The 13437-nt window shown below is 55.6% G+C and carries 13 protein-coding genes; 3 read left to right on the forward strand and 10 right to left on the reverse strand.

The window, feature by feature from the left end:
- Positions 1-107 precede the first annotated feature (107 nt).
- The 3 genes from recB to IUJ45_RS02775 all read left to right on the forward strand — a co-directional run bounded on the left by recB (position 108) and on the right by IUJ45_RS02775 (position 4731).
- Entirely contained in the window at positions 108-3722 is a 3615-nt protein-coding gene (recB, locus tag IUJ45_RS02765; RefSeq protein WP_002249309.1) for an exodeoxyribonuclease V subunit beta, read from the forward strand.
- Positions 3723-3760: 38 nt separating this feature from the next.
- Complete coding sequence (locus tag IUJ45_RS02770) at positions 3761-4120, forward strand: rhodanese-like domain-containing protein (protein ID WP_002249308.1); 360 nt, start codon at positions 3761-3763, stop codon at positions 4118-4120.
- 131 nt (positions 4121-4251) lie between these two features.
- On the forward strand, positions 4252-4731 hold the full coding sequence (locus IUJ45_RS02775) for a DUF302 domain-containing protein (protein WP_002246096.1): 480 nt from the start codon (positions 4252-4254) through the stop codon (positions 4729-4731).
- Positions 4732-5006: 275 nt separating this feature from the next.
- Here the strand turns inward: IUJ45_RS02775 and radA are convergent, their stop codons facing one another.
- The 10 genes from radA to IUJ45_RS02825 form a co-directional block, all read right to left on the reverse strand.
- The gene (radA, locus tag IUJ45_RS02780) at positions 5007-6386 is read right to left on the reverse strand and encodes a DNA repair protein RadA (protein ID WP_002246867.1); all 1380 of its coding nucleotides are present in this window, start codon (positions 6384-6386) and stop codon (positions 5007-5009) included.
- A 185-nt stretch (positions 6387-6571) separates the two neighbouring features.
- Entirely contained in the window at positions 6572-7636 is a 1065-nt protein-coding gene (hemE, locus tag IUJ45_RS02785; protein ID WP_002246094.1) for a uroporphyrinogen decarboxylase, read from the reverse strand.
- Positions 7637-7710: 74 nt separating this feature from the next.
- Complete coding sequence (locus IUJ45_RS02790) at positions 7711-8928, reverse strand: heme biosynthesis protein HemY (RefSeq protein WP_002246093.1); 1218 nt, start codon at positions 8926-8928, stop codon at positions 7711-7713.
- Positions 8925-10259 carry a uroporphyrinogen-III C-methyltransferase gene (locus tag IUJ45_RS02795; protein ID WP_002246092.1) on the reverse strand — a complete coding sequence of 445 codons (1335 nt, stop codon included), beginning with the start codon at positions 10257-10259 and terminating at the stop codon, positions 8925-8927. The genes IUJ45_RS02790 and IUJ45_RS02795 overlap by 4 nt, the downstream gene beginning before the upstream one ends.
- Positions 10260-10273: 14 nt before the next feature.
- Positions 10274-11035, reverse strand: coding sequence for a uroporphyrinogen-III synthase (locus IUJ45_RS02800; protein WP_002249307.1), 762 nt, complete (start codon positions 11033-11035; stop codon positions 10274-10276).
- 17 nt (positions 11036-11052) lie between these two features.
- The gene (locus IUJ45_RS02805; RefSeq protein WP_002249306.1) at positions 11053-11475 is read right to left on the reverse strand and encodes a protein Gly1ORF1; all 423 of its coding nucleotides are present in this window, start codon (positions 11473-11475) and stop codon (positions 11053-11055) included.
- Positions 11476-11725: 250 nt separating this feature from the next.
- Positions 11726-12046 (reverse strand): DUF2322 family protein, encoded by a 321-nt coding sequence (locus IUJ45_RS02810; RefSeq protein ID WP_002214001.1) that lies wholly within the window; start codon positions 12044-12046, stop codon positions 11726-11728.
- A gap of 22 nt (positions 12047-12068) precedes the next feature.
- Positions 12069-12695 carry a uracil phosphoribosyltransferase gene (upp, locus tag IUJ45_RS02815; RefSeq protein WP_002214002.1) on the reverse strand — a complete coding sequence of 209 codons (627 nt, stop codon included), beginning with the start codon at positions 12693-12695 and terminating at the stop codon, positions 12069-12071.
- Between the two features lie 105 nt (positions 12696-12800).
- Positions 12801-13112: a Grx4 family monothiol glutaredoxin gene (grxD, locus tag IUJ45_RS02820; protein WP_002214004.1), complete on the reverse strand. Its 312-nt coding sequence runs from the start codon at positions 13110-13112 to the stop codon at positions 12801-12803.
- Positions 13113-13212: 100 nt separating this feature from the next.
- Positions 13213-13428 carry a putative hemolysin gene (locus IUJ45_RS02825; RefSeq protein WP_002219531.1) on the reverse strand — a complete coding sequence of 72 codons (216 nt, stop codon included), beginning with the start codon at positions 13426-13428 and terminating at the stop codon, positions 13213-13215.
- Between the last annotated feature and the right edge of the window lie 9 nt (positions 13429-13437).

Here is a 13437-nt window from a genome sequence, read left to right on the forward strand (position 1 = left end):
CACCAAGTGAATCGGTTCCGTACTATTTGCACTGTCTGCGGCTTCGTCGCCTTGTCCTGATTTTTGTTAATCCACTATACCGTCCAACCGTTTTCCGAGCGCGCACTATGTCTGCAAGCATCCAAGCATTCGACCCGCTAACCGTCCCCATTTCCGGCACCAACCTGATTGAGGCCTCTGCCGGCACCGGCAAAACCTACGGCATTGCCGCCCTGTTTACACGCCTGATCGTATTAGAACAAAAAAACGTCGAACGCGTATTGGTCGTAACCTTCACCAAAGCCGCCACCGCCGAGCTGAAAACACGCCTGCGCGGGCGTTTGGACGATGTGTTACAAGTTTTAGAAAGCAAAGGAATTGCCAAACTTGGAGACGACACGCTTTCAGACGGCATTGCCGCCTACTGCGCCGAACACCACGAAGGCGACACCTTCCTGCCCGAACTCTTAAAACAGGCTTTGCAAAAAGAGGGCCGGACGCGTCTGATTGTCCGCCTCAAGGCCGCCATCGGGCAATTCGACAACGCCGCCATCTATACCATCCACGGCTTCTGCCAGCGCATCCTGCGCGACTACGCCTTCCTGTGCCAAGCACCGTTCGATGTCGAAATGACCGAAGAAGACGGCGACCGCCTGCTTATCCCGGCGCAAGATTTTTGGCGGGAACGCGTCAGCAATGATCCGGTGCTTGCCGCATTGGCGCTTAAACGCAAAGCTGTGCCGCAAACCGTCCTTGCCCAAATTTCGCGCTATCTTTCCCGCCCGTACCTGAATTTCCGCCGTCCGCAGGCGGATTTGAAACAGGCGCAGCGCAACGCCGAAACCTCATGGCAAACCATCTGCCGCCTGCTGCCAGAACTGGAAGCCGGCTTTTGGCGCATTCATCCCGACCTCAACGGCAACAGTTACCGCAAAAACAGCTTCGGCAACCTTTTTAAAGAACTGGCACAAAAATCCGCCGCCGGACAACTGCCCTTTCTGGACAAAGACACACACGACAGACTCTTGAAACTTGCATCCGACAAACTCGAAGCCGGACTGAAAAAAGGCAAAACGCCCGATGCGGCAGTATTTGCCGAATTGCAGAAACTGGCAGACTTCGGGCGCGATTTGAACGCACTCGAAGAAGCGGAAGAAGCAACAATGATCCGGCTGCAACTGGATTTAATCGAATACCTCAACCGCAGCCTTGCCGAGATGAAAAAATCGCGCCGCGAACGCGGTTTCGACGACCTGCTGCTCGATGTCCACACCGCGCTGACCGACAATCCGCACGCCGACACTCTCGCCCGCGCCGTTGCCGAAAACTGGGAAACCGCGCTGATCGACGAGTTCCAAGACACCGACCCGCTGCAATACGAAATCTTCCAAAAGATTTTCATCGCCCAAAACCGACCGCTGTTCCTCGTCGGCGATCCCAAACAGGCGATTTACAGCTTTCGCGGAGCGGACATTTACGCCTACCTTCAGGCGGCGGAAGACGCGCGGCACCGCTACACGCTCGCCACCAACTACCGCAGCCACGCCGCGCTTATCGGCAGCATAGGCGCGCTGTTCCGCCTCAAAGAACGCCCGTTCGTTTTGGAAAACATCGGCTATTCGGAAGTCGGTGCGGCGCGTGCCGAAAGCAGGCTGTCCCCCGAACGTCCTGCCGTACAGGTTCGTTGGCTGCACGAAAACGACAATGAAAAAGCCAACAAAGACGTTTTGCGCCGCCGTGCCGCCGACTATTGCGCCGACGAAATCGCCCACGCGCTCAACGAAGCCGCCAGAGGCCGTCTGAATTTCAAAGGCTGCCCGTTGCAGTCGGGCGATATTGCCGTGCTGGTACGCACGCACAACGAGGCGGTGATGGTTTCCGCCGCCCTGAAAAAACGGCAGGTGCAAAGCGTCCTGCTTTCGCGCGAATCCGTGTTCGCCTCGCCCGAAGCCGCCGCCCTGTCCGCACTCATCGGCTTCTGGCTCGAACCGCGCCGCGCCGGAACGCTGCGCTTTGTCCTGACAAGCAGCATATTCGGCTATAACGCGCAGCAATTGCACGACTTCAACCAAAACGAAAGCGAGATTTTGCATTGGGCGGAATCTGCCCGAACCGCGCTCGACAACTGGAATCAATACGGCATTTTCGCCGCCATGCAGCAATTTTCCCAAACACACGGCATCGAAACGCGCCTCTTAAGCCGGAACAACGGGCGCAGCCTGACCAACTATTTCCAACTGCTCGAACTGCTTGCCGCCGAAGACGCCCAAAACCGCAACCCCGCCGCGCTGCACAAATGGCTGCGCGACCAAATCAGCCTGGTCGGTAACAACGGCGGCGACAGCCGAGCCATCCGTCTGGAAAGCGACGAAGATTTGGTCAAAATCGTTACCATGCACGCCTCGAAAGGTTTGCAGTATCCGCTGGTGTACTGCCCGTTTGCGTGGGACGCGCAAGATACCGGACCGTCCGACTGGCAAATCCTCCACCAAGGCGCAAACCGAACCGAACTGTTGGCAAAGGCGCAACTGTCGGAAGACGAACAGAAACAATACGCCGATGAAGAAATGGCGGAACGCCTGCGCCTGCTTTATGTCGCGCTGACGCGTGCCGAGGAACAGCTCAACATCTACGCCGCGTACTCCACCAATACTGCCGACAACCCCCTCGCCTACCTGATTGAAGGCTCGCCCCAAGACAGCCGTGAAACCGTCCGCCGTGCCTATGCGTGTGAAAAAGACGGCATCGCGATGCTCAAACGCAACTGGCGGCGCGTGGCGGACAACGCCCCTTCCGGCACAAATTTCGCCTTCACCGAAAATGCGCCGCCCCCTGCCGCCTATCGCAGCAACGCCGGTCAAACCGCCGAATTTGCCGCAAACAGCATTCCCGAACGCGGATTCCGATTTGTCCGCCACACCAGCTTTACCGCCTTAAGCCGCCATACCCAAACGCCCGACGGCGGCGAAGAAGATGCCTGCCCGTCCTTGGATGCCGCCGAAACCTCGGTGCCGGCGATGCCGTCTGAAACGCCGACGGCTTCAGACGGCATATCGATACACGATTTTCCGAAAGGCACGCAGGCGGGGCTGTGCCTGCACGAAATTCTTGAAGATTTCAAATTCGGACAAGCAGCCGCCGGACAGGAAACCCTCATTGCCGACAAGCTGAAAAAATACGGTTTTGAAGAAATATGGCTGCCCGCCGTTGCCGAAATGGCGGAAGCCTGCCGCAAAACGCCGCTGACGGGGGCATACGACCTGTCCGACATCTCACCCGAGTGCCGCTGTCCCGAAATGGGCTTTACCCTCCACACCGAAGACTTCAGCCTCAAACGCCTGCGCGACTGGTTTGCCCGCGACGATGTCCGGCTGCCCGAAGTCTGCCGTGCCGCCGCCGAAACGCTAGACTTCCACACCGTCAACGGCTTTTTAAACGGCTTTATCGATATGGTCTGCCAAGACCCCGACGGCAATATCTGCGTCATCGACTACAAGTCGAACCACCTCGGCGCGGACGCATCCGCCTACACGCAACAGGCGATGGACGAAGCCGTCACGCACCACCACTATTACCTTCAGGCGCTGATTTACGCCGTTGCCGCCGCACGCTACTTCAAACTGCGCGGACAACCGCCCGCCGCCGTTTCCGTCCGCTACCTGTTTTTGCGCGGCACAGACGGCAAAGGCGGCGGCGTTTGGCGTTGGGACATAGATGCCGCCGCTTTGGAACAGATAAAATAACTTCCCGTCCTTTCGGACAACAACCGCAGGAAAACCCTATGAATATCAAACACCTGATTACCGCCGCACTCATTGCCTCAGCCGCCTTTGCCGCGCAGGCAGCCCCGCAAAAACCCGTATCCGCCGCCCAAACCGCGCAACATCCGGCCGTTTGGATCGATGTCCGTTCCGAACAGGAATTTAGCGAAGGGCATTTGCACAACGCGGTCAACATCCCCGTCGACCAAATCGTCCGCCGCATACACGAAGCCGCGCCCGACAAAGACACGCCGGTCAACCTCTACTGCCGCAGCGGACGGCGTGCCAAAGCCGCCCTTCAAGAACTGAAAAAAGCAGGCTATACGAATGTTGCCAATCACGGCGGTTATGAAGACCTGCTCAAAAAAGGGATGAAATGACGCAATGCCGTCTGAAAGGACAGGCTTTCAGACGGCATACGACACCCCGGCACGCGGCGCAACATCGGGCGCGGCGCGTGCCGCCCCGTCCGAAGCCTGATAAACAAACCGAAAAGGAAAAAGGAAATACGATGAAACACATACTCCCCCTGATTGCCGCATCCGCACTCTGCATTTCAACCGCTTCGGCACATCCTGCCAGCGAACCGCAAACCCAAAACGAAACCGCTATGACCACGCATACCCTCACCTCAAAATACAGTTTTGACGAAACCGTCAGCCGCCTTGAAACCGCCATAAAAAGCAAAGGGATGGACATTTTTGCCGTCATCGACCATCAGGAAGCCGCCCGCCGAAACGGCTTAACGATGCAGCCGGCAAAAGTCATCGTCTTCGGCACGCCCAAAGCCGGTACGCCGCTGATGGTCAAAGACCCCGCCTTCGCCCTGCAACTGCCCCTGCGCGTCCTCGTTACCGAAACGGACGGCAAAGTACGCGCCGCCTATACCGATACGCGCGCCCTCATCGCCGGCAGCCGCATCGGTTTCGACGAAGTGGCAAACACTTTGGCAAACGCCGAAAAACTGATACAAAAAACCATAGGCGAATAAGCCCGTTGCCGACATATGGCGGATGGAAATCAAACGCACACGCCCCTCATTCCCGCGAAGTCGGGAATCCAAGCGGTTGGATTGCCGTGATTTTCAATCATTGCCGAAACGGACGATTCCGGATTCCCGCCCTCGCGGGGATGACGGGCGTGTGTGTTTTTGCCACATCACAGGCAACTTTGCCACAAATCTTATCTGTCGCCGGTATGCCTTCTTGTTTCAATCCGCCACAAACCAAATGCCGTCTGAAACCCGATTTCAGACGGCATTTCCGTTTATTCCCTGCTGTCGCGGCAAATATCGATGGCTTCCTGCAAACTCGAAACGCCGTAGATTTTCAGGTTCGGAAACTCTTTGACGTTGCGCGGCATATTGGCTTTTGGGACGATGGCGCGTTTGAAGCCGAGTTTTTCCGCTTCTTTGAGCCGCTCTTGTCCGCGCGCGACGGGGCGGACTTCACCGCTCAAACCGATTTCTCCAAATGCAACCATTTTTTCGGGCAGCGGGCGGTTGCGGAAGCTGGAAAGCATCGCGAGGATGACTGCCAAATCCGCCGCCGGTTCGCCGATTTTCACGCCACCGACGGCGTTGAGGAACACATCCTGATCGAAACAGGCGATGCCGCCGTGTCGGTTTAACACGGCGAGCAGCATCGCGAGGCGGTTTTGTTCCAGTCCGACGGTAAGGCGTTTGGGGGTGAATCCGTGCGCGTCATCGACCAATGCCTGAATTTCAACCAAAAGCGGTCGGCTGCCTTCCTGCGTAACCAAAACGCACGAACCGGGCGTGTCGTCGCGGTAGCTGGCAAGGAAGATGGCGGACGGGTTGGACACACCTTTCAAACCGTTTTCCGTCATCGCGAACACGCCCAGTTCGTTTGCCGCGCCGAAGCGGTTTTTGATGGCGCGTATCATGCGGTAGTTGGAATGTTGGTCGCCCTCGAAATACAGCACGGTATCAACCATGTGTTCCAGCACGCGCGGGCCGGCAATCGCGCCGTCTTTGGTCACGTGTCCGACCAGTATCATGGCGATGCCCATCTGTTTCGCCATGCGCGTCAGTTGGGCTGCACACTCGCGCACCTGCGACACGGAGCCAGGGGCGGAAGTGATTTGGTCGGAATACATGGTTTGGATGGAATCGATAACCACGACTTCGGGCTGATGCTGTTTCAAGGCCGTCTGAATGGCTTCCATGCGGATTTCGGCAAGCAGGTTCACGCCTTCGGTGGGCAGTTCCAAACGCTGCGCGCGCAGGGCGACTTGTTGGGCGGATTCCTCGCCGGAAACGTACAGCACTTTGCGGCTTTGCGCCATTTTGGCGATGGTTTGCAACAACAGCGTGGATTTGCCGATGCCGGGATCGCCGCCGAGCAGGATGACCGCGCCATCGACCAAACCGCCGCCCAATACGCGGTCGAGTTCGCTCATGCCGGTCGGGTTGCGCGGCACTTCGGCAGCGGTAACGGCGGAGAGGGATTGGACGGTCGAGGTATCCGCCGCCCAAGATTGGAAGCGGGCGTTTTTCGGCTCGGGCGCGGCTAAGCTTTCTTGAAGCGTGTTCCACTCGCCGCAATGCGGGCATTTGCCTTGCCATTTCGGCGAAGTGCCGCCGCATTCGGTGCATTGGTAAAGGGTTTTAAGCGTTTTTGCCATCGGTTTTCCCTGCATCTGAAAACAAAAATGCCGTCTGAACATAGGGACGGTTGGGATTGCGCCAATACGACAACGCCGCCGTCATGTACTATCCGTACACGGCGGATATTGCCGCATTGCCTTATTTTTACCCTAACCGGCCATCTCTCGGCTTCAGACGGCATATCGGGCGGTTTCCTGCCGGCTTACCCGCCGTGATACTGCCGAGACAGCTCGTGTACGGTATCGACTAAGATTTTGGCGTGTTCGGGGTCGGCGTGTTGGTTGATGCCGTGTCCGAGGTTGAAGACATGGCCGCTGCCGTGTCCGTAGTCGGCTAGGATACGTGCGACCTCGGTGCGGATGGATTCCGGCGTACCGAAGAGGGCGAACGGGTCGAAGTTGCCTTGCAGGGCGACTTGCTTGCCGACGCGGCGGCGTGCTTCGCCGATGTTACACGTCCAGTCCAAGCCCAATGCGTCTGCGCCGATTTGGGCCATACTTTCCAGCCACAGCCCGCCGCCTTTGGCAAACACGATAACAGGCACGCGGCGGCCTTCGCTTTCGCGTTTGAGTCCGGCGACGATCTGGCGGATGTATTTGAGGCTGAATTCTTTAAACGCCGCATCGCTCAACACGCCGCCCCAAGTGTCGAAAATCTGCACCGCCTGCGCGCCCGCGTCGATTTGGGCGTTGAGGTAGGCGGTAACGGCTTGGGCGTTGGTATCGAGGATTTTGTGCAGCAAATCGGGGCGCGAGTACATCATGGTTTTGATGGTGCGGAATTCTTTGCTGCTGCCGCCTTCGACCATGTAACAGGCGAGCGTGAACGGACTGCCGGAGAAGCCGATAAGCGGTACGCGGCCGTCCAATGCTTTACGGATGGAAGTTACCGCGTCGAAAACGTATTGCAGTTTTTCCATATCGGGGACGTGCAATTTGGCAATGTCGTCCTCGTGTTGCAGGGCGCGTTTGAATTTCGGGCCTTCGCCTTCGGCAAAATACAGTCCCAAGCCCATTGCGTCGGGGACGGTCAGGATGTCGGAAAACAAAATCGCCGCGTCCAAATCGAAACGTTCCAAAGGTTGGATGGTAACTTCGGTCGCCAATTCGGTGTTTTTGCACAAATCGAGGAAGCTGCCCGCTTTCGCGCGTGTGGCTTTGTATTCGGGCAGATAACGCCCCGCCTGACGCATCATCCAAATCGGCGTGTATTCGACGGGCTGTTTAAGCAGGGCGCGGAGGAAGGTATCGTTTTTTAAAAGAGTCATACGGGTTTTCTGTCAGTCTGTTTGTCAAGTGAAATGGTTTTCAGACGGCATTTCAACGATGCCGTCTGAAGGTTTCAATGGGTTTCGGCGGAAGGTCGGTTTTCCTCGGCAACGCTTGCCAAAACCAAGTTGCGCTGCGCCTCCGCCTTCTGCGGTTCTCCGGTTTCGTCAAAAACCTTTGCCAGAACCAAACGCGCGGAAATACTCGGCTTTAATGCAATGCTCGCTTCAAGGTAGCCTTTTGCCTTGCCCCAAAGTTTGCGGCCGTAGGCGAGCCGACCGAGATACATCAGCAGAAGCGCATTATCGGGCTGTTCTTTCAGCCAAGCATCGGCAAAATCGATGGCTTTCTGCTGATCGCGTTCGCCCAAAAAGCGCACGCTTTCGACAAAGGCTTCCAAAAGTTCGGGTCGGCGGTTGTGCGGATAATGCTGTTTGACCCATTTGACCGCATCGGCATACAGTCCCAAACGTTCGTACTTTTCCGCAACCGATACGCTCAATTCCCCGTTTTTGAGGCTGTCGGGAATCCGCTTCAGGCAGGTTTTCAAAGCGGCGGCATCGGCAGCATCCGCCAGCTGGCGGCGGTATGCCCAATTTTGATACCGTTCCATTTCCGATTTGCCCAACGCGCCCGCCTTGGAAAGTTTTTCGGTTTTTGCCAGAACCTGCAACGCGTCGCCCCTGTCGAAAGCGTAACGAAGTTGCAGACGCACGAGGCGCGTAAGGTTGGCATTCATCTTCGCCGCCGCATGAAGATTGGCTTCCGCCGCTTCGTAATCGCGCCGGTTCAACGCCGATTCCGCCAACAAAAGATAACGGGAAAGCTGCTGCTTTTCCGGCAGTTTGGCGATTTCCGCAAGATAACGGTCGCGCAGCTCGATGTTTTCCATCTGCCCGGCGGCATGTGCGCCCAACATCAATGCCAAAGTCCGGTTATCCCCCGCCTCTTTGTTTCCCAATACGCGCGAGGCTTCAAGTTCCGCCTTTTCAAAACGCCCTTCAAAATACGCCAAACCCGCCTTGTTCAAAGCAAGCGCGGCCTTGCGGCCTTTACGCGCCGAACCGAAACGCTGCATCTTTTCGGGGATATTGAGTACGCCGATGATGAATTTGAACAGGAAATACCACACCACGACGGCAATCAGCGAACCTAACACAAAGGCGTGCAGGTTGATTCTGAGCATGGTCTGTCCGAGTACGATATACACGTCGCCGGTGTAAATGCCCGACGCCAATGCCAGCCCGACGGCGGCGGCAAACAGGACGACAATCCAGACTACCGTTTTCATGCGCGTTCTCCTTTAGCGGACGGCGAACGCCCTGCCTTTTCCGGTACGGGCTGTTTTTTTGCAGGCTGTTCCGGTTTGCGTTCCGAAGGCAGGGACGGTGCTTCTATGGTCTTCACATCCGATGCGGCAGCCGGTTCGGAAGCTGTGTTTTCGTTTGCCGGTTCGGAAGCCGCCTGTTCTGCTTCTTGATTTTCCGCCGCCGTCATGCGCGTACCGTCGCGATAGGCGCGGACGGCATTTAGGCTGTTTTTCAAACCGTCATCCGCCGTCATGCGCACATCCAACGCCTTCAATTCCGCCAGTTCTTTCAGCCACGACTGCGTGGCGGGAGACTTGGCATCGAAATACTGTCTGACGGCGGCTTCGGCATTGTTCAAATCGCCCTGATAGACTTCGCTGTTGCGCTGCATTAATGCAGTCCGCGCATCCAAAAGGCGGAGGCGCAGGTTTTCACGCACAAAATATGCCTGTTCGGGAGAAATCAGCATGGCATCGTTGTTTTCCAAACGGCGGATTTCGACCAGCCCCTTCAATGTGCCGAGGGATTTTTCCCATACGTTCTGCCACCATGAAGCAGAAGCGGCTTCGTTCTTCACCTGTACGCCCGGTTTCAATACGCCGTCGAGCATCAGCGGCAGTCCGGATACGGCGGTTTCCAGCCTGTCGAGGCGCAATGCCGTGCCGGAAATATCGACATAGGGACGGTTTTTCAGTTCCGCCAAGTCGCTGCTGACCGCCTGCTTGATCGGCAGAAGCTCTGCCTGATTGAAACGGGACAGGCGGCTGTCGATATGCTCCAATACGCCGACTGCCGTTTGGATATTGCCAGTCAACACCAGCTGTTGCGCCGCCAGATTGAGTATGGTCTCGGTTTCGTCCACCAGCCAATCGGCGCGTCCTTTGGTCAACTCGCGATAGGATTTTTGCATTTCCAAGATTTGTTCGCCGTTTGCTTTGACGTTTCCGTCCAAACGGTCGAGCTCTGATTGTATGGCGGCTTGCCGGTTGAGGTTGTCTTTCAACAGGGCGGCGTTTTCCGACTCGCCCAAGGCGGCTTTGTCGATTTTTTGGTTGAATGCCAGCTCTTGGTTTTTCAAGACATTCTGTCCTTGGACAAACAAAAAACCACTTGTACCCAAACCCAATGCCGCCAATACCAGGGCGCAGACTGCCAAAGCGTTGCTGCCGGACTGTTTGACGATAAAAGGAGCGGCAGGAATGTGTACTTCTGTTTCGTTTTCTTTGCGTGGGGAAGAGGTTTCAGACGGCATTTCTTTTGATGCCTGTATCTCGCGTACGGGTTCGGATGATTTGTTTTCAGGTTCGCCCACCGTTTTGCTCCTTATTAATTTGAGGTTCCGGGAAAGACCATGCCGTCTGAAACGGAAATGGAAGAATGGGAAAGCGCGGCTTCCAGCGTAGGGACGGTTTCGACCGAACACACGCCTTCGCGCTTCAATGCCTCCGCAATGCGCGGATGATGGGTAAAGTATAGCAAGGATTTGAAGAATCGGGAAAATTGCGGCGGAAGCTGTCCGAACAGCAAGCGCACGAGTTCTGTGGACGTAATATAGGCGGCGGCAATATTTTCGGTTTGGAAATTTTGAAAGTTCAAAGGTTTATGCCGTCTGAAATAGACTTCTGCCACCTCCGTCCGCAAACCTTTCTCCTGCAAGGCATTCATCAGAAAATCTCGCCCGCCGTGTCCGCGCACAAACAATACGCGTGCACCTTCGGGCAGACTGTTCCAAACCGGCAGGCGCAAAACCGCCTCGCTGTCGTTGCCGTCATCAGGCGCGATGACCGTTCTGCCCAAACAGCGTTCCAATGCGCGGCGGCTGCCCTGCCCTACGGCAATGTGCATCTTTATGCCGTCTGAAAGGTTAAGGTACGGGACGGCGGTTTCAACGGCGGTCGGACTGACCCAAAACACGGCATCCGCACGGGCATATTGTTCGGACAAAAGTTCCAGTCCGGCAGCATCTGCTTCGATTTCAATCGGGCTCAACACTTCCGCCTGCCATCCGGCACGACGGCAGGTTTCCACATCGTCCTTCGCCCTGCCCGACGGTCGGACAATCAGCATGATGGGTTTCACTGTTTCCATCGCCTTATCCGCCCCGATTACCGGGAAAAATCAGCATCGTTGAAATTCGCCTGCGCGGTTTTCGGCGTACAGCCGACCCATGCGACTTCCTTGCCCTTACGCTCCACAACGACACCGCTGCTTTCCGTATGAGTCACGGAATCGAAGCCTGTCCATACGGTGTACATAAATTCGCCGTTTTGGAATTTCATCGTTGCCCGGCGTCCGCTACCCATGCCTTGCCACCTGTCGGAACGCCCCAACAGGTCAGCTTTGCTGTTGCGTATGGCAATTTCTTTTTTTGCCGCACTGCCGAACGAATATTCGTAAAGATTGCGGTTGATTTTTTGAACTTCTATATATTTGTTGTTGTCCGTTTTACAGGAAAACACCGTATCCGCCCACACGGTTCGGGTCGCAGCCGACAGAAGCAATACAGCAGAAAGGAACATTTTTTTCATCGTATTTCCTTAATGGTTGAAACTCCGCCATTTGGACATCCGTCCTTCGTGGCAGCAGCATCAGATGTTATTTGAGAGGGGTGTAACCCCTTCCAAATTAGGGCAACACATAGGGCAACGCTTTATGTGTCGTCCTGTGTGTTGAAACATCATTGCCCGTATCCTGAAATAGAAAAGAAAATGCCCGTTTTACGGTCTTCTTTCCGACAAAATGCCGTCTGAAACGGATTTCAGACGGCATGGTCGAAAATTATTGCGCGGCAAGCGGCTTGAGCAGCAAGGTTTCGCCGCTTTGCACAACTTTTTCAAGCAGGTCGATATTGGGATGCTTGCCGGGATGGGCGCGCGCGTCGGCAACGTGTTCGGCAAACCATATCAAACCCTGTTCTGCCGCTTCTTTGTCCAATTTTCCGTCAAAACGTTCTGCCAAAGCGTTGTACAACTTGAGCGAACCGAGCTTACCCTGAACGGCAGGAATGTGGTGAACCGTTTTGCCATCTGCATCCTGAACGTCCAAACCGCCCAGATGGTCGATTGAAGGAAATGTGGCGAGATAGTCTTGAAAATTCATATCAACTCCGAAAATCAGTCAGTTAGCGCGTGCCGAAAATCTTGTCGCCCGCATCGCCCAAGCCGGGGATGATGTAGCCGTTCTCGTTCAAGTGGCTGTCGAGCGCGGCGGTGTAAATCGTAACGTCGGGATGCGCGTCGTTGACCGCCTTCACACCCTCGGGCGCGGCAACCAGCACCAGTGCCTTGATGTTTTTGCAGCCCTTGGCTTTCAAAAGGTCGATGGTGGCAACCATCGAACCGCCCGTCGCCAGCATCGGGTCGATAATCAGGGCAGGACGTTCGTCCATGCTGTCCACGAATTTCTCGAAGTAGGAAACGGGTTTCAGCGTTTCCTCGTCGCGCTGCAGTCCGACTACGCTGATTTTGGCAGTCGGAATCAGGTCGAGTACGCCGTCAAGCATACCCAAACCTGCACGCAGGATGGGAACGACGGTCAATGTTTTGCCCTTGATGCGGTCGCCTTCAATCTGACCGCACCATCCGTCGATAAGGTATTTTTCGATTTCAAAATCACGGCTTGCCTCGTATGCCATCAGGCGCGCCAGCTCGATGGCAAGCGTCCGGAATTTGTAGGTGCTGCAATCCGCCTCCCTCATCAGGGTTAATTTGTGGCGGACGAGCGGATGGTTGATAACATTAACGTTCATCGCGGTGTTCCAGTGTGATTTTGAGACGCGCCATTATACTTTTTTTTGATTTGCCGGAAAAGAAAATGCCGTCTGAAACACGTTCAGACGGCATTGCCGAATCCATCAGGCTTTCAGCAGCTCTTGCAGCTCGCCTGCCTCATACATTTCCATCAGGATGTCCGAACCGCCGACAAACTCGCCGTTCACATAAAGTTGGGGGATGGTCGGCCAGTCGCTGTATTCCTTAATGCCTTGGCGTACTTCGGGATTTTCCAATACGTTGACGGTAACGTAATCGGTGCAGCCCGCCGCGTTCAGGATTTGCACGGCGCGGGAAGAGAAACCGCATTGCGGAAACTGCTTCGTACCTTTCATAAACAATACGACGCGGTGTGTCGTTACTACTTCTTTAATTTGGTCGTGGATGGAAGCCATCGCTTATTCCTTTTGATAAAGTTGACAAAATTTGTCAGGTAGGGCGCATTATACGCAAAAGCGGAAACTTCCCACAATATTTGCTGTATATCGCGCAATATCAATGTTGTGAACGGAAATATTCCCACTCCTCGACAATCCTACTGTCCGGCAAATGGCACAGGGCATATCCGCCGCCGCTTTCGTCTTTTTTTACTTCCCGTCTGCCGCCTTTGGCAATGCAGAATTTGGAAGCGGAATTTGCCATGCCTGTCCGAAACGTGTTGGCAGGCAGCCGGCAGCAGCGCGGACATGCATACGGATGAATTGCCTTCATGGTTTTCCT

Source organism: Neisseria meningitidis (assembly GCF_022869645.1).
GTDB classification, from domain to species: domain Bacteria; phylum Pseudomonadota; class Gammaproteobacteria; order Burkholderiales; family Neisseriaceae; genus Neisseria; species Neisseria meningitidis.